The organism is Elusimicrobiota bacterium (assembly GCA_016722575.1).
In the GTDB taxonomy this organism is placed as follows: domain Bacteria; phylum Elusimicrobiota; class Elusimicrobia; order FEN-1173; family FEN-1173; genus JADKIY01.
Map to the genome: position 1 here is coordinate 180,981 of JADKIY010000001.1, position 16,446 is coordinate 197,426.

Here is a 16,446-nt window from a genome sequence, read left to right on the forward strand (position 1 = left end):
TTCACTTGCGACAGAAATAAAAAGGCCCCTCCCCCCGCCTTCGCGGGGAGAGGGGCCTCGCTCAAGTCGATCAATCCTCGAAGCGAATCGTCGTTCCCATCCAGAACGTCCGGCCCGGTTGCGGGTTCCGGGTGGTGGAATAGGGGAAGGCGGATTCCGCGTCGAAGGTCAGGGCGTAGCGTCGGTTCAGAATGTTGTCGCAGGCCACGTAGAATTCGGCCGCGAGAATTTTCTTGGACAACCGGGCGCCCCACACCGCGAAGGTCGGCAGATCGAGCCCCTGTTGGTCGTCTTTTTGAAACTGCCGCGACACGTACCGCACCGCGCTGGAAAGCTCCCAGTCGTTGCCGGGTCGCCAGGCGGCCTGGTAGAAGGCCGCGTGCCGGGGCGTGAGGCGCAGGGTCCGGTGGGTGTTTTCCGTCAGGGAATTCCCGATGGCCCGGGTGTAGGTGTAGGACGCCCGCCCGGTGACCCGGGGGAGGAGGGGGTGGCGGCTTTCCACCTCCGCCCCCGCCAGCTCCGCTTGGGGGGCGTTTTCGTAAGACGTGAAGCCCCCGTTGACGGTCACCCGGTCTTCGATTTTGGTGTAGAAACCCGTGGCGGACAATCGACGGGCGGAATTCCCACCCACCTCAAACCCGAAATCGTAGGACCAGGCTTTTTCCGGCTTCAAATCCGGATTTCCGGAAAAGAAAGCGTCGACGTAATAAAGCTCCAGGAAGGACGGCGCGCGAAAGGAACGCGCGGCGTTCCCGGAGAGTTTTAAATTCTCCGCGGCGCGCCAAGCCACCGTGAATCGCGGGTTCCAGGTGGGACCGAAGGCGCTGTGGCTGTCGTACCGCAGGCCCGGCATGAACACCCAGGCTCCCAGGGCGAGGCTCAGCTGCCCGTAGGCCCCGACGTTGGTGATGTGGTTGTCCCGGGCCGGGGCGAAGGCGGACTCGGCCGTCTTTTGCCCGTCCCATTCGTAGGCCGCCCCCAGGGTCAAAACGTCGGACCATTGAAAACGCGTGTCGTTGCCCCAGAACCGGTTGTCCTGCTCGAAATCCGGCGCGGCGGATTTGGACGGGCGCGTTTCGTATCGTTGGCCCGTACCGTAAAAAGTGGACTGAACACTGGCCGAGCCGCCCAGGGGGAGGAACACCAGCCCGTGGCCCCGCTGGGCTTTCTGGTCGACCCGGGCGGCGGGATCGACGGCTTCCCGTTCTTTTTTCCCGTCCCACTCCTCCACCGGAAGAACGGTCCCGTGGGGATTCCCGACTTCGCCGTCCACGATGGACCCGTCGAGGGCAAAGCGCGCGCCGTTCCCGAAGGTGTAGCCGGCCTTGAGCGTGCCGTGCAAATTGTCCGAATCCGCGTTCTTTTGAAAACCGTCCGTGAGCGATCGCCCAGCGCTGGCGTAGGCGTCGAACCCGCCGATCCGGTGGCGGATGTCGCCTTCGTACAGCTGGGTGTAGTAGGAGCGAAACTCGCTTTTGAAACGGGTCTGAGGCTTGTCCCCCACCGGACGCTTCGTCAACAGATGGATCACGCCGCCCGTGGTGTTGGCGCCGTAGAGGACCGACGCGCCCCCACGCACCACTTCAATGCGGTCGATGTCCGTGAGCGGCATCTGGGACAAATCAAAAAACTGGTTCGAAATGCCCAGGAGCGGAAGGTCGTCGATCAAAATCTGCTGCTGGGCCGACGAGGGCGAGCCCCGGAGGCGCAGGGTCGAAAAGGACCCGGGGCCGCCGGATTTCTGCACCACCACCGACGGCAGGGGCATCACGCCCTCGTCCAGGGCCGAGGCGCCCAGGGATTCCCAATCCTCCGACGTCATTCGGGAAACATTGGTCGGCAGTCGCTTGTCCGGCGTGGAGGAACGCGTGAGAGAGAGAAAAACCCCCTCGTCCTCCGCCCGAAGATGGCCGGCCGTGGCCAGAATTAAAATGAGTGAGAGGCGCTTCATAACGACTCCTTTGATTCTTTCTTGGAATAGAGAAATTGAACAAAACCGGCCGCGGTCGAATCCCCGGAGCGAACCGTGGCGTCCAGTCCGTAGATGGCCGAAAGGCGCTCCGGGGACAGCACCTTCGAGGTGGGGCCCAAGGCCCGGCATTGCCCCCCCGACAACAAGAGGGTGCGAGGGCACCAACCGTAGGCCAAATTGACGTCGTGCAGAATGGCGACGACCGCCAGCCGGCGCTCTCGGCGAAGGCGTTCAATGACGTTCACCAATTCGGCTTGATGGCGGGGGTCCAGGTGGGCCGTGGGTTCGTCGAGCAAAAGAAGGTCCGGCTCCTGGGCCAAGGCCCGGGCCAACAGCACCCGCCGCCTTTCCCCGCCGGACAGCCGGTCCACCGATCGATGGCGGAGCGCGGTCAAATCCGTTTCCTCCAGGGCGCGGTGAACCTCCCGACGATCGGCGATCGAACGGCGCCCCCACAGGGGCCCGTGGCAAAACCGCCCGAGGGAAACCACGTCCTCCACCGTCATGGAAAAAAGCGTCGAGAGGTCCTGGGGCACCCAGGCCACCCGGCGGGCGACGGCCCGGGCCGACAACGTCTCCAAGGGATCGCCCCCCAGGCGGATCTCGCCCGACCAGGGCCCCTGGGTTCCGCCCAACAGGCGGAGCAGGGTGGATTTGCCGGCGCCGTTGGGCCCCAGAATCGCCAAGAGATCCCCGGCCTCCATTTCGAAAGAAATGTCCTTCAAGCCGAAGGGACGGTCGTCCTCCCAGCGGGGATAGGCGAAGGACAAGTTCTTGACCGAGAGAACGGTCATCCGAGATTCCTTCGTTCCCGCCGAAGCAGAACCAGAAAAAACGGCGCGCCCAAAAGAGCCGTAACGACCCCCACCGGGATTTCTTGGGGGGCCAAAACCCAACGGCCCAGGGCGTCGGCCAAGAGGACCAGCGCCGCCCCGAGAACGGACGACGCCGGCACGCTCCATCGATGATCGGATCCCACGAGCAACCGGGCCATGTGGGGAACCATCAAACCCACAAATGGAATGACCCCGTTGAACGTCACGGCCAACCCCGTGGCCAGGGCGGACAAAAGGACGATGCCCCACAACGCTTTGTCGACGGATAGGCCCAGGGCCCGGGCCGTGTCCCGACCCAGGGCCAGGAGGTTGAGCGCGGGGGACGCCCAAAAGAGGCCGGCCAGGGCCGCGGCGGACAAAAGGAGCAAGGGGATCAGCCGCCCGTAGGGCGGCGAGTCCAAACTTCCGAGCAGCCAAAAGAGGATGTTCGCCCCTTGATCCCGCCGGGCTTGGGAGAGAATGAAGGTCAGCACCGAGGAGGTGAAGGCGTGCAGGGCCGCTCCGGCCAATACCATCAAGGTCGCGCTCGGCGCGCCCGCGCCCCGGGACAAGAGAAGAACCAGGCCCAGGGAAACCAGAGCCCCGACCACGGCCAAGGGGGCGGGTTGCGTGACGCCCAAAAGGAATCCCAGCGCCGAACCGAGAGCCGCCCCGCCGGAAAGCCCCAGCAGGTAGGGGTCCGCCAGGGGGTTTCTGAGAACGCCTTGAAGCACGCACCCCGCCGTGGAAAGCAAGGCGCCCACCGCGGCGCCCAGAAGTACCCGGGGCAGTCGGAGGCGGAACAAGATGTCCCAGGAAGTCCCGCCGGGACGAAGCTCGTTCCAATTCCCCAGCGGCACCGCGCCCACCGTCAGGGAGAAAAGAAACGCGCCCAGGAGCAACAAAAGAAGCGCGGGCACCGCCCAGGAGCGTCGCCGGGCGTTCACGGTCGCGCCGCCTCGTCCATCAAATAGGCCAAGGCTTCCACCACCCGGGGCCCCGCCCGGGAAATCAAATCCGCGTCCACCCGAATCACCCGCCCGGAACGGACGGCGGGAAGGTCCTTCCAGCCCGGACGGGAACCCAGGTCTTCGGCCCCTTCCACCCCGGTGTGAAAAACGACGTCCGGCCGGCTTTTGACGATCCATTCGGAGGAGAGGAGGGGCATTTCGTTGGTGGTGTCGGGAACGATGTTGTCGAAGCCGGCGCGCTTCAGCAATTGGCCCTGGAAGCTGGCGGCCCCGACGGACTGGAGGGGGCGGGGCCAGATTTCGAAATACACCCGGGGTCGATGGGCGGGAAGGGGACGCGCGTCCAACCGGGCCAGCCGGTCCCGCAGGGCGGACAAAAGCGCCGCGGCTTGCGGTCCGCGTTCGATGGCGTCGCCCAGGACCCGAATCAACTCGAAAACGTCTTCGATGGATTTGGCGTGGGTGGCGGGCAAAAAGAGGACGGGCAGGTGAAACCGTTTAAAATCCGCCGCGAACCGCTCGTGGGCGCTGTCGGCCAGCACCAGGTCGGGGCGAAGGGCCATCAGCACTTCCCAACGGGGTTCCAAGGCCCCGGCCCGGGGCAGGCCCGGGAAATCCCCGGGATGTTCCGAATCGGACACCGCCACGAGCGCGGTCCGCGCGCCCAGGGCCGTCACGATTTCCGAATGGGAAGGAAGAAGGGAGGCGAGGCGTCGCTCGCGCCCCCCCGCCCAAGCGGGAGCCGCGACGAGGAGCAACAGGACCATTCGGCAAAAACGCATTTCGGACCCAACGCCGAGGCGGGAAAAGAAGGGCAAAAAAAACCCAACAGGGCGGGAGTCTGTTGGGGGTCGATCGTCCTTCCCGCGAAGGCGCCTTTCGGCGAAGTATGGCTCGCGCGCCGTAGACCGGACTTGTCCCCGACGTTTCATCGGGGCTTCACCGTTGCGGGGCAGTGCCTGATTCGACCAACGCGGTCCTACAGGGCTTCCCCGGCGCGCGAGAATAACGTCAGTCTATCAAAAAACCGTTCGATGTCAAGTTTCCGACCCCCGTTCCACGGCTTTTCCTTTCTCGACCGAGATTTGGTGACGCCCCGCTGGCCGGTCGGGCGGAACAATGGGGGGATTTAGCGCCTGAGGGAGGGTTCGGTCCTCCGTGGTCCAGGAGACGGGGGCCGACCCCGCCGTGAATTGTTGGATCGAAAAGCACCGCGGTAGTGTCTGGCAATGTTTTGTGGGCGCGGAAGCCGCCACGGAACGGGCGGCCCCGGTTAATTCATCCGCCGGGCGGGAATCCATCCCCGGACGGCGTTGATCAACCACACCCGATCGGCCCGCCGCCAATCGGATTTCCGCAACACGCGCTCCTGAATCTTTCGTCGGCGGAGCAGGGCCGCCCGATACACCCCCGCCAAGAGGCCCGAGGACACCGGCGGCGTGAAGAACCGCCCGCCCTTTTCCAAAACCACGTTCGTCCGGGTTCCCTCGGTCAGTTCCCCCCGGTGGTTCCAACCCACCACTTCGTCCACGTCGGGGCGCCCCGCGGCCATGGCGTCGTAGGCCCCCCTCCGGGTGGTTTTGTGAAACAGGAACGGGTCGGCGTCGTCGACCGGCTTGACCGACAGGGCCACGCGCCAGGCGGCCGTCGCGGGCGGCAGCGGTTCGGACGAAACGTCCAGAAGTCCCTCCCGATTTAAAAGCAGGCGCGTTTTCCACACCCCCCGGGTCCGTCGACCCGCCGGGCCGGCCAACGCCCGATCAAAAGACTTTCGATCCACCGCAAACCCGAAACGCTTCGCGGAGTCCCGCAGCCGCCGCCAATGAAATTCCCTCAACGGGCAACGCCCCTCTTCCAGACGAAGGGATTCGATCAGTTGGAACTCCGGAACGCGAAGGAACTCCCCTTTGAGAAGGGATTCCCGCCATTCCCCGACGGCGGAGGAGCCCCAGGTCACCCCGGCGCCGACCCCGCAACGGGCCCGGCCCGTTTTCCCATTCAGGGCGATCGTCCGAATGGCCACGTTGAATTCCCCCGCTCCCGTCGGGTCGAATCAATCCGATGGCGCCGGTGTAGAGGCCCCGGGGCGCGGTTTCCAACCGCCGGATGATTTCCATGGTCCGCCGCTTCGGCGCGCCCGTGACGGAGCCGCTGGGAAAGAGCGCGGCCAGGCACTGCCGCCAGGCGACGCCGGGGCCCAGGCGCCCCGCGACGGTCGACGTCAATTGATGCACGGTGGGATACTTTTCGACCCGGAAAAGGGAGCGGGCGTGAATCGTTCCCGGCCGGGCGACTTTGCCCAAATCGTTTCGAAGGAGATCAACGATCATGAGGTTTTCGGCCCGGTCCTTGGGGCTCCGCCCGAGACGGGCGCCGAGTTCGGCGTCCTCGGCGGGCCAACGCCCCCGGGGGGCGGACCCCTTCATGGGCCGGAGGACCACGCGGTTTCCCCGGAGCTCAAAAAACAACTCGGGGGAAAGACTGAGCCACTTCCACCGACCCCCGTCGATGAACGCGGCGTATCGGGCTCCCTGGGCCGGTCCCAGGGACCAAAACCAGCTTCGGGCGTCGCCGGAAAACCGGCATTCCAAGGGAAAGGTGTGATTGACCTGGTAGGTGTCTCCCCGGGCGATGAGGGTTTTGATGCGGGATATGGATCGACGGTGGGCGTCCGCGTCCACCCCGGGCCGCCAGGGGGTGTGGGAAAATGGTTTTGGCCGGGGCCGGACCGCCGGGACGGGTTTGGAAAAGGAAGCGGCCCAGGCCAGGGGCTCCGGGCCCAACCGCCCCGCCGGAAGCTCGGGGTTCAACGTCGCGGCGGCTTCGTAAGCCAGGGCCAAGGCCACCCAGCGCCCGCGTTTTGATTCCGATTCGGCCCAGCCGAGAACGCCCTCCACTTCCGAGGGACGGCGCGCCCATCGTGTTCCCCGGGGATTTTGAAAGGAATAATTCCAACCGGGCCGCGCGCGATCGAAGGAAACAAAATCCACCCGGGACATGGGACCGCGCCGCGGCTACTTCGCGGAGGGAAAGGGGCTGGCGCCCGCGGCGCCGGAGGGGTAATAGGGGCGTTCACCGGCCGTGTGGTCGGTGACGTCCCGAACATCGGAGAGCGCGGGGAGGCGATCCAAGAGCGTGCGGCGCACCCCGTGGGCCAGGGTCAACTGGGCCGCGCCGCACCCTTGGCAACCGCCCACAAACCGAATTCGCGCCACCCGGCCCTCCAACCCGTCCAGTTCCGCGCGACCGCCGTGGCCCGCCAGGGACGGGTTGATTTCCTCCGCCAGCACTTTTTCAATGTCGGCCGCCAGATCGCCGCCGGCCGCGTTGGCGGGGACGCCGGCGGCCACCGGCGGACGATCGCTTTTGAGAGCGAGCCTCAACGCCGCGCCGACCGTTCCGGCGAAAGTTTTCCAATCGGTGTCCTCGCCCCGGGCCACGGTCACGCGAGATCCGTCCGCCCAGACCTGCACGACGCCGGGCAGTTTGAACAATTCCTCAAAAAGGGGGGACCCGGCCGCCTGGGCGGCGGCGCGGCAAACGACGGAACGGTCGGACACGGGACGATCGAGGGCGAAGGCGCACACCCGCGGGTCGGAAGGCGACACCGCGGCGGTGATGCGGACGGCGCTCAAACGGAAAAGGTCTCGGCGGGTTTTCCCCGTCGGGCCAGGCAGGCCGGGCATTCGCAGATCGCCTGGAAATCGGCGAATTTGTAAATGCCGGTGTTGTGCCCGTCGGTGAAAGCCAGCCCCAGGCCGTAACGGCCGACGGGCTGAACGCCGGTGATCCGGACGTCCAAAGGCACGCGTTTCGGGTCCAACACCCGGCGGCCGGTGTCTTCGTCCACGCACTGGGCGCAGGGGCATCGGCCGCGCAGGGTCCAGGCGGCGTAGGCGCCCTCGTGGCCGTCGGGCCAGGAAAGCCGCAATTCGCCCGCGGGACCGATTTTGGCCTGGGTCGGCTCCTCGGCGGAAGTGCCGGCGTTTTGCCGGGCCACTTCGGCTTCCAGACGCCGGGCGATTTCCAGGAACGCCTTGGCCGCGGGGGATTGGTCGGTGCGCAGCAAAATCGGTTCGCCGGCGTCGCCGCCTTCCATGACGGCGATTTCCAAGGGCACCGCGCCCAGAAACGGCGCGCCGGTTTCCCGGGCCAGGGTTTCGCCCCCGGCTTTCTTAAATAATTTGTGATCGTGTCCGCACTTCTCGCAGACAAACCCGCTCATGTTCTCCACGATGCCCAAAACCGGCACTTTCACCTGCTCGAACATGCGGAGGCCCTTCCGGGCGACGCCCAAAGCGACGTCCTGGGGCGTCGTCACCACGACGCAGCCGGTCAGGGGCGCCTGCTGGGCCAGGGACAACTGCACGTCGCCGGTGCCCGGCGGCATGTCGATCAACAGATAATCCAATTCGCCCCACTCCACGTTCCCCAAAAATTGGGCCAGGGCCTTGAGCGCCATGGGGGCCCGCCAGATGACCGGCGATCCCTCGGGCACGATAAACCCGATGGACATGAGGGGAATGCCGTGGCGGACGATGGGGGTGATTTGGCCGTCCTCGGCGGGGGGGCGGTCCAGGGGGGCGCCCAGCAACCGGGGTTGGCTGGGGCCGTAAATGTCCGCGTCCAAAATTCCCACCCGGGCGCCGAGCTTGGTGAGGGCCACGGCCAAATTGGCGGTCACCGTGGATTTCCCCACGCCGCCCTTGCCGCTGCCGACCGCAATGACGTTGCCGACCTTGGCCAAGGTGTCGGGGCCGGGCCGTCGTTCTTTGGGGCCACGTCGCGCGGCGAGGATTTCGGAGGTGGGTTGGGTCATAATCGATATTTTACCATTCCTGTCCGGTTTTTCCCAGACGGGACCGCGCCTTGGGGTCGCCCCACAAACTCCCGGGCCCCCGGGGCCCTATTCCACAACCTGGAAATCGACCGCGATGGGCGTCTCGTTGATCACCAGGTTCAACGAGCGGTCCCCGCTTTCCCCGAATGCTTCCGTGCGTTCTCCCAGGGCATTCCGCCAATCCCGGAAGGCCTCCTTGGGCCAGGCCCAAATGGCCGGGGCCCGCCGTAGAGATTCGGCCTCAAGGTCCCGGCGCAGGCGGCGACCGTCCTCGGGCGACTCTTTAACGACGATCAGTTGGGCGTAGGGAAACCGGCGGGAGACCTTGGAAAGCTTGTTCATGGACACGGTGCCGCACTCGATCCAGAGGCGCGCTTCCCCCCGGTCGTCCAGGGCCAGGAGGTCGGGGCGGAATTCCTGCCCCAGAAGCGCGGGGTGTTTGGCCGAGGGGGCCACCAGGGGCTCCTCGGCCCAGAGGAGCAGGAAGGCGGAAAGCTTTAGGGCCAGGTGGTCCAGGGTCTCGTCGGCGTGGGGGGACAGGATCAGTTTGCGATGGCCGCCGTTGAGATGGAGGTCGCAGCGTAAAATCACGGACGGTTCGGGGCCGCCGAAGCGGTCAGTCGAATTCCGCCACCAGGAAGGTGTGGTCGGAGGGTTTTTCCCACCCCCGGGGCGTCCGGTCGATCCAAATTTTATTTAGCCGCCGAACCGCCGGCGGGGTCCCCATCATGTGATCGATGCGCCACCCCCGATTGCGGGTGAAATTGGTCGGAATCATGTAATCCCAGTAGGTGTATTGGTCCGGCCCCTTTTCTTTTTCCCGGAAGAGGTCGGTCCACAGCCCGTCGCAGGCGGCCGCCAGGGCCGCCCGGGCCTTGGGATGGAAGCAAACGTGCTCGGCGTTTCGCTTGGGGTCCCACAGGTCGATTTCCGTCGGCGCCACGTTCAAATCGCCCATCCACAGGGCGGGCGCGTCCGGCCGGACGTGCTTGGCGAAAAGTTTTTTTAAGCCCGCGTAAAATTTCAGCTTGTTTTCGAATTTGGGGGAGTCGGGCTCGAACCCCTGGGGCACGTAGGTGTTGATCAACAGCCACTCGCCCAGCCGGCCGACCAGGGCGCGGGCCTCCCCGGACCCCGAGGGGTCCCAGGTGGCGTCCACGGAATCCAGAGGTTTTTGAGAAAAAAAGGCGACGCCGTTGTAGGATTTCTGGCCGCGGATCGCGGCGTGCCAACCCGCGTTTTCAAAATCCGCCCGGGGAAACTGGTCGTCCATGACCTTGGTTTCCTGCACGGCCAACACGTCCGGGCGCTCCGCGTTTAACCATTTCAGGACGATGGGCAGGCGGGAACGGACGGAGTTGGCGTTAAACGTGGCGATTTTCACGGGGCGGGAACGGGCTAGCGCACGAATTCGAAATCGTCGAAGTACACCACGCCTTGCAGGTCGCCGCCCTGGTTCAGGACGACCGCCCTTTGAAAATCCAGTTGAATTTGCTTCAGCGTGCCCTTGTCCAAGCTGGTCGGAGGAAAACCGTCCATGTCCACGGTGTACTGTTCCCAGGCGGTGGTCAGGCCGTCGATGTCCACGGTGGCCACCCCCGCGGGGGCGTTCGATTGCAGCCCCACCGCGAACCGCCTCGGGTTTCCAACGCCGACCTTGGCCCAAAATTTCAGATAGCGGTAGGCGGACAGATTCACGGGCTGCGGGGCGAACCCATCCAGGCCGCCTCCCAGTATGAAATAATGCCCGCCGAAGTCGGTGCCCACGTTCCCGGTCACGTCGTAAACGGTTTTTAAGGAACGGGACGCGCCGTGGAATTGAAGGGGGTCGTAGACGTGGGAAATGCTCGTGGTACTCCCGATGTCCCCAACGCGGCCCCCCAGGGCGTTGCGGTCTTCGCCGTCGGCGAAGGCGTCCAGGGGGACGGCGGGAAAAGCCGAACCCTGGAACCCGACGTCGTCGATGTAAACGGTGCCGTCGACGGCGAGCCCCGACCGGTCGGCGTAGGCCTGTTCAAACACGAAGGAGATTTCCACCACGTTGGCGAAACTGTCCAGATTCCCGAAGGCGGCCAGGGGGATCCGCACTTCCCGCCAAACGGACTCCACGCGTCCGGTCGGAAGAAAATCGTTCACGTAAACGAAAGCGGTTCGCCGGGCGGGGTCGGCGCTGCCGTTGATCATTTGAATCTTCAAATGCTCCACGCCGCCCACCGCGCCGCGGATCCAAAAGCGCAAACCGGTGCAGGAGGCAATGTCGATCGGCGCGGCGGCGGGGGCCAGCTTCATCCAAAACCCGGCGTAACTTCCCAGGGGGCTCAAACCATAGGTGAATTTAAGCGTGCGGGCCCCGGCGTGGGGAGATTCCGTGTCGTAAGTCCGATCGATCGTCGTCCCCACGGACGCCATGTCCCCCATGGCCCCGCCCAGGGCGTTGGTGTTGTCCCCGTCGTCAAAGTTATCGACGATTCTCGAAGCCTCAACGCCCACCCCGACGGAACGAACGGCCACCGATTGGGGTTCGGCCCGGGCGGCAACCCCGGCCAACGCCGCCAGGGCCCCGGCCGCGAATCCGGCCTTCCGGCCTGAGAAGTTCAAGTTCAAAACCGCACCCCCAGGGTCGCCCGGTGGGAACCCGAGGTGCCTTGGATATTGAGGGGCCAGAGGAAAGCGTAGTCAAAAGAGAGGACGAGGCCCGTGGGGCGTTCGTAACGATAACCCAAGCCGGTCCCGATCGAATGGGTGTCGCTCCCCATTCGAAGGGCCAGGTGGTCGGCGGCGAACCGGGCCTCCACGCCCGCTTCGGGCGTCACGTTGGAACCCCGTTGAACGATGTCCAGGGGCAGGGTGCAATTCCGCCATCGGTAGGCGAGCCCCAGCACGGCCTCCATCGGGAGTTTGTCTTTCGAGGCGAACCCGATGTCCGGGCGGTTGATTCCCCGCACGGAAAGGCCCAACGCCATGTTCCGGGACAAGGCGTCCACTTCCGCCAGGTGGATGTGCACATCCAAGGCGAAGTCGTTTCGGGTGCGCCCGTCGCGGAACACGGGATCGCTCGACGTCCGGTTGTCCAAAGTGAAGGATTGGGACAACAAACGGCCCGACACGCCCACGGCCAGGTTGCCGATGTCGCCCAAATCGCGAAACAGATGGGCCGCGCCGAAGGTCACCGTGTCTTCCCGCCGCAAATTGGAGGCGCTGACGCTCCCCCAGCCCACCGAGAGGACGTTGAAGGATTTTAAGGGGCGGACGTAGGCGAATTGGCTTAAAGACACGTTGACTTCGTCCAACCCGGTGAACAATTTGGCGTAGGTGAAGTTGGCCGCCGGCGACTTCATTTCCGTGGTGGCCGCGGGATTGTAAAAAGCCGCCGTGGGATCGTCCCCCAGGGCCGTGAAGGCCCCGCCCAAAGCCGCCGCCCGGGCGGACCAGAGGGGGTCGCGAAACGCCGCTCGGACACCGGAGACGCCGGCGAGCAGAACCCCGGCGGCGGCCAGAGATCGTCGAAGAGTTTGAGCGTTCATGTCAGCGCGCCACCGCCAGGGCGCCCGTCACCGTCAATCCCTGTCCGGTCAAACGATAAATATACGTGCCGGTTTCCGCCAATTTCCCGTCGTCGTCCCGGCCGTCCCAAATGTTGATGCCCGAGAGGCGGCGCACCCGCTCGCCCCTCAAATCGAAGAACTCCACGGTGAATTCGCCCGAAATGTTGAATTGCGCGTAATCGTTTTGGCCGTCCCCGTTGGGGGTAATGATCTTTTCCGCCGGCCGGACCATGTCGGGCGTCAAGGTCGTGGCCAGGGGCGCCAGGCTGTAGACGCTGAAATGGGAGATGGCCACGCTCACCCGATTGGCCACCGGGTCCACCTGCCCGCCCACGAAGCGCCAGAGGTGGCCGTCGAACCAAAACACGCGCAGCAACGTCTCGTCCACGCCCGTGCCGTCCACCCGCCCGTCTTGATCCTGGTCGGGGTAGGGAATGCTGAGGGTGACCGGCCGGCTGAAGCGAAGCCCGTCCGGCGACAGGTCGAATACCCGGAGCGGCGTTCGACCCTCCACCGACGGGTAATTGGACGAGGGCTTGAGCGTCACCTGAAGGGTTTGGTCGCCGTTCAGGCTGTGGGGCGGGAAATCGAGGGTGAGACCCGGCAGGAGGGGGTCCCCGACCGGCACCGTGGTCAAGCCGCCCTCGACCGACATCGTTCGCGTGACGGCCCCGTCTTCGGGAACCAAATTGGCCCGATAGATCGGGGTGACGGTTTCGTTCTCGAAATTGTCCCGGGCCGCAAAATAGTAGTCCATGGTCCCGGGATGCACGTCCCCGGGATCGAGCGTCGCTTGGACCATCCACTTAAAAGGGTTGACGGGGTCCGGCGTTAAAATCGTCGTCCGGGGTTGGAACAGGCCCGTTCCGTCCAAGCGGAAATAAAACGTTGAAGAAACAACGGATCCATCGTCCTCCGCGGTGGTTTGAACTCCGATCGGAATGTTGACCAGGATGACGTCGTTAAAGGGCGTGTGGTCGACCACCGGTCCGTTGATGTCGGCCACGTCGCTGATTTCTTCCAGCACCAACCGCGACACGTAGGTTCCCCGCTCGGTCTCCACGGGCGTTTTAAAAGCGACCGCAACGCGGGAAAGCCCGTCGTCGCCCGGCGTGACCAGAGCCCGGGCGTCCTTGGTGGCTTCAACGGCGAATTCCGGCAGGGATTTCTCCAGCAAAAGAGTCCAGGCCCATTCGTTCCCCGGATCGAAAGCCTCGGGACGACCGGGGAAATTTCGCCAATAAAAAGGCACGGGCGGTTGACCCGGGTCGTCTTGATTGACCAGGCCCTCTTTGGATTGCCCGAAGGCGGCGCCGTTGTCGGTGTAAACAAAGACCTTCCGGAAACGGGATTCGGGGTGGGCGATTTCGATGTATTGGAGGCCGGTGCGGTATTGGTTGGCGGCGCCCGAAGCGGTGCTGAACACCACTCCCGGGGCGATTTCGTCGTCGGCCACGTTTTTAATTTTCACCTCGAGGGCGCCGACGTCGGCGGACCATAAGAGCCCCGCAACGGCTCCCACCCAGAATCGGAGAATTCGATCACGGCGCCGCACGCGAAGGCTCCCCGATTGGCTTGAGAATTTGAAACGTTTTTCCTTCGGAATCCCGGTAATAGGCCGAGAGGGCCCCGTGCCCGGTCCAAAACCAACCCACCTTGGGCGCGGCCAAACGAACCCGGGCGCTTTCTCCCGGGGCCAGGGGTTGATTGGTCAAGTCCGACACGGCCCGGACGAGGGGGCCGTCCAATCGCTCCAAGTCCGCCACCAACTTCGCGCGCATCGTCACGTTGCCGGTGTTTTCCAAAACGGCGTTCACCACGACGTCGTTGCCTTCCACCGCGGCTTTTACGTCTTTCAACTGCGCGTCAAAAACTTCGGTCCCGGCGACCCGAAGGGCCACGCGACGAATCACGCGGGTTTCGGTCAATTCGCCCGCGGCGCGTTGACGCAACCACACTTCGCCCCACAGCTCCCCCACGGCGTTGGGGACCCGGGCGCTCAAACGAACGGTTCGTCGGCCGCCCGCCGGAAGACGCAATGTCCGGGGCCTCAACGACAGCCACGGAGCGGGAGTTTCGCCCGGGCCGTGGACTTCCAAAGTGACGCGAACCGACGCCGAGGAATTATTGACGACGGCCAAATCGGTTGAAATCGAATCTCCGGGCTCCCCTCGCAAAGCGATCAATTCGGGCCGCAGGTCGAGGGCCCGGGCCGCGGTAGGCTTTCCGGCGAGGACGCCGATGGCCAAGGCCAAGCCTAAGAATAGGGGACTGGCCTTAAGGCGCACCGGGGGTCTCCGCGAAAGGGCTGGTGACCGTGACTTGGCCTTTTTTGTCGATTCGGAAACCGAGGCTCCCCGATAACAAAAGACCGCCTTTTTCGCCCGTCACGTTCAGTTGCCCACGGTAGAGACCCTCGGGGTAAGCGTTTTGTTGGTCTCGGGCGTAAAATTTTTGATTTTTGGTGGGAAACACCGGCAGACCGCCGGCAAGGGACACGGCGCCGATTTCAATCCCCCGCGGGTTTGAAATCTTCAACGCGCCCTGGGGACGGACGTGGACGGGCCCGTTGTTTTTTAGTTCGACGGCAAATTCGAGCTGCTTGAGCGAATTGAGGTAAACCTGGAGTGAGGCAAGGGCAATTTGGCCCTGAACGGTCGCTGTCGAAAGCATGTAAACCGGAATTCCCTGGCGAAATCGATAGCCGGTTCCGCCGCCGGGATTTGAGGTGGGGCCTCCAAAAACGACCATGGCCATGGCCTCGCCGCTGAAGGAAGCGGGGGGCGTTACCGTGTAGGCGACTTCTTTGGCGGCGCCGGGTTTTAAGACGAAAGGGTGGGGAAACTTAAGGTCAAGCCATTCGGCGGGCGGCAGGGACGGAAGGCCCGTGCGATCGGCCCATTCGTCCCGCACTTCAATTTCCACGAGGACTTCGGTGTCCCCGTTGTTGCGAACGATCATTTTCCCTTTGGCGGATTGACCCGCGGGGACGGACTCTTCCACCACCCCTGGCCGCACCTCCAAAAAGGTGTTGGCCCGGAGAACGGGGGCGAACAGAAGCACCAGCGCCGGAGCGCCCAGAAACAAAGAATTCCGCATAAGCCAACCCGCGGGCGCGCCCGGGGGCCGAAGCCCCCGGGTCGCCACCGGGCTTGTGGCTTTAGAGATTCATCAATTCAAAGGTAATGGTGGCCGTGTAATCGCCCGGCGCAACACCTTTGAAGTCGCCGCCCAGGAAGTAGAAGAAGGGCGCCGTTTTCCCCGATAGAACGTCGTTGCCGCCGGGGCGGTTGGGACGCACAATGCGGGTTTCGGTCAGGCCGCCGAAGGCGATGTTCTTGTAGCCGGCCGAGCCGTCGAAAGACTGGTCGGTAAACCCGGGAGGATTGCGGTCGCTCCGATCCTTGAGGAAGGTGTAGCCGTTGGTCGCGCCATCCACGGGGTTGGCCGCATCGGGACCTCCGAAGTTCTTGGCCACGTCGGAATCGGGGAGAACCAACCACCCCACGCCAGCCCGGTTGCCGTTTACGGTGCCGCGAAGACCGCCGTACTGGTATCCCCAAGTCGTCGTGTCGGGCAGAACGCCGCCGGCAAAGTTGAAGTTGTCGGTGTAGTTGCGCAGTTCCCAGCCGGTGTTGATGTTGTCGTTGACGCTCAGCTGAAGGAATTGCGAGCCCTTGGCCGTCCAGGTGGACCCGCCCGGGTCGACGTTCGCAAACCCGATGGTCGCGGCGGTGGTGCCGTCCATGTTTTTGATCGCGAGGCTGATGGTGTTGACGCCGGCGATGGTCACGGACACGTTGGCGGTTTTGGTGTCCGCGGTGCTGGCCGCTTGCGCGCTGGTGAGGGCGAACGCAGCGACCGCGAGCGCTCCTACCAGAGTGGTGAGTCTCTTCATGTGATTCCTCCTATACATCAAGGATGAGTGCGGGGCTTTGGAACCGTCGCTGGAAGGCACCGTCAATTCGAGGCCGGTGAAGAGGCCCTGGACGGATCGGCCGGGCGTGCCCGGCGCGCGGTGCCTTGCGCGTCGCCGCTGACCGTCCCGCGCCGGCGAAGAATCGAACCCCTCGCCATTGACGGGTTTCCGGCGCCGGCTCCAACAATGCGTTGTCGATTTCGATGGGAGCCGGGAACTCTTGGATACATTGTAATACGGTCCCGGAAAGAGATGGTTAACGAGATGTAACAAGTATGTAACATTTAGTTGCCCACGTGGGCATATTCTTTGACAGAAGCGCAATCGGTATTTTCTCCGTCGACACTTTAATAAAAAAAACCCGCCGGCGGAGGAACCGCCGGC

16 protein-coding genes are annotated in these 16,446 nt (G+C 64.4%); all 16 read right to left on the reverse strand.

The annotated features are described in order from the left end of the window. Positions 1-70: 70 nt before the first annotated feature. Positions 71-1,951, reverse strand: a complete 1,881-nt coding sequence (locus tag IPP68_00870; protein ID MBL0348915.1) for a TonB-dependent receptor — start codon at positions 1,949-1,951, stop codon at positions 71-73. Beyond that, positions 1,948-2,766: an ABC transporter ATP-binding protein gene (locus IPP68_00875; protein ID MBL0348916.1), complete on the reverse strand. Its 819-nt coding sequence runs from the start codon at positions 2,764-2,766 to the stop codon at positions 1,948-1,950. Before IPP68_00875 ends, IPP68_00870 begins: the two co-directional genes overlap by 4 nt. Beyond that, entirely contained in the window at positions 2,763-3,734 is a 972-nt protein-coding gene (locus IPP68_00880) for an iron ABC transporter permease (GenBank protein ID MBL0348917.1), read from the reverse strand. The genes IPP68_00875 and IPP68_00880 overlap by 4 nt, the downstream gene beginning before the upstream one ends. Then, on the reverse strand, positions 3,731-4,540 hold the full coding sequence (locus tag IPP68_00885) for an ABC transporter substrate-binding protein (GenBank protein ID MBL0348918.1): 810 nt from the start codon (positions 4,538-4,540) through the stop codon (positions 3,731-3,733). Before IPP68_00885 ends, IPP68_00880 begins: the two co-directional genes overlap by 4 nt. Positions 4,541-5,031: 491 nt before the next feature. Further along, a complete protein-coding gene (locus IPP68_00890; GenBank protein ID MBL0348919.1) occupies positions 5,032-5,538 on the reverse strand; it encodes an aminotransferase class IV in 507 nt (168 codons plus the stop codon). Beyond that, positions 5,519-6,757: a chorismate-binding protein gene (locus IPP68_00895; GenBank protein ID MBL0348920.1), complete on the reverse strand. Its 1,239-nt coding sequence runs from the start codon at positions 6,755-6,757 to the stop codon at positions 5,519-5,521. Before IPP68_00895 ends, IPP68_00890 begins: the two co-directional genes overlap by 20 nt. 15 nt (positions 6,758-6,772) lie before the next feature. After that, positions 6,773-7,444 (reverse strand): NifU family protein, encoded by a 672-nt coding sequence (locus IPP68_00900; GenBank protein MBL0348921.1) that lies wholly within the window; start codon positions 7,442-7,444, stop codon positions 6,773-6,775. Further along, the gene (locus IPP68_00905; protein ID MBL0348922.1) at positions 7,390-8,577 is read right to left on the reverse strand and encodes a P-loop NTPase; all 1,188 of its coding nucleotides are present in this window, start codon (positions 8,575-8,577) and stop codon (positions 7,390-7,392) included. Before IPP68_00905 ends, IPP68_00900 begins: the two co-directional genes overlap by 55 nt. Positions 8,578-8,664: 87 nt before the next feature. Continuing rightward, positions 8,665-9,189: a YaeQ family protein gene (locus tag IPP68_00910; protein ID MBL0348923.1), complete on the reverse strand. Its 525-nt coding sequence runs from the start codon at positions 9,187-9,189 to the stop codon at positions 8,665-8,667. Positions 9,190-9,214: 25 nt separating this feature from the next. Then, a complete protein-coding gene (gene xth, locus IPP68_00915) occupies positions 9,215-9,982 on the reverse strand; it encodes an exodeoxyribonuclease III (GenBank protein ID MBL0348924.1) in 768 nt (255 codons plus the stop codon). A 14-nt stretch (positions 9,983-9,996) separates the two neighbouring features. Then, the gene (locus IPP68_00920) at positions 9,997-11,202 is read right to left on the reverse strand and encodes a hypothetical protein (protein MBL0348925.1); all 1,206 of its coding nucleotides are present in this window, start codon (positions 11,200-11,202) and stop codon (positions 9,997-9,999) included. After that, positions 11,199-12,122, reverse strand: a complete 924-nt coding sequence (locus IPP68_00925; protein ID MBL0348926.1) for a hypothetical protein — start codon at positions 12,120-12,122, stop codon at positions 11,199-11,201. Before IPP68_00925 ends, IPP68_00920 begins: the two co-directional genes overlap by 4 nt. A 1-nt stretch (position 12,123) precedes the next feature. Beyond that, entirely contained in the window at positions 12,124-13,698 is a 1,575-nt protein-coding gene (locus IPP68_00930) for a gliding motility-associated C-terminal domain-containing protein (protein ID MBL0348927.1), read from the reverse strand. Next, complete coding sequence (locus IPP68_00935) at positions 13,685-14,431, reverse strand: hypothetical protein (protein ID MBL0348928.1); 747 nt, start codon at positions 14,429-14,431, stop codon at positions 13,685-13,687. The genes IPP68_00930 and IPP68_00935 overlap by 14 nt, the downstream gene beginning before the upstream one ends. Further along, complete coding sequence (locus IPP68_00940) at positions 14,421-15,242, reverse strand: hypothetical protein (protein ID MBL0348929.1); 822 nt, start codon at positions 15,240-15,242, stop codon at positions 14,421-14,423. Before IPP68_00940 ends, IPP68_00935 begins: the two co-directional genes overlap by 11 nt. 61 nt (positions 15,243-15,303) lie before the next feature. Continuing rightward, complete coding sequence (locus tag IPP68_00945) at positions 15,304-16,041, reverse strand: hypothetical protein (GenBank protein ID MBL0348930.1); 738 nt, start codon at positions 16,039-16,041, stop codon at positions 15,304-15,306. Between the last annotated feature and the right edge of the window lie 405 nt (positions 16,042-16,446).

Bases quoted from the DNA above. Each gene is read 5' to 3' on its own strand.
- IPP68_00945 (MBL0348930.1), bottom strand. From the start codon at position 16,041: ATGAAGAGACTCACCACTCTGGTAGGAGCGCTCGCGGTCGCTGCGTTC.
- IPP68_00870 (MBL0348915.1), bottom strand. From the start codon at position 1,951: ATGAAGCGCCTCTCACTCATTTTAATTCTGGCCACGGCCGGCCATCTT.
- IPP68_00900 (MBL0348921.1), bottom strand. From the start codon at position 7,444: ATGCCCGGCCTGCCTGGCCCGACGGGGAAAACCCGCCGAGACCTTTTC.
- IPP68_00940 (MBL0348929.1), bottom strand. From the start codon at position 15,242: ATGCGGAATTCTTTGTTTCTGGGCGCTCCGGCGCTGGTGCTTCTGTTC.
- IPP68_00875 (MBL0348916.1), bottom strand. From the start codon at position 2,766: ATGACCGTTCTCTCGGTCAAGAACTTGTCCTTCGCCTATCCCCGCTGG.
- IPP68_00925 (MBL0348926.1), bottom strand. From the start codon at position 12,122: ATGAACGCTCAAACTCTTCGACGATCTCTGGCCGCCGCCGGGGTTCTG.
- IPP68_00905 (MBL0348922.1), bottom strand. From the start codon at position 8,577: ATGACCCAACCCACCTCCGAAATCCTCGCCGCGCGACGTGGCCCCAAA.
- IPP68_00895 (MBL0348920.1), bottom strand. From the start codon at position 6,757: ATGTCCCGGGTGGATTTTGTTTCCTTCGATCGCGCGCGGCCCGGTTGG.
- IPP68_00885 (MBL0348918.1), bottom strand. From the start codon at position 4,540: ATGCGTTTTTGCCGAATGGTCCTGTTGCTCCTCGTCGCGGCTCCCGCT.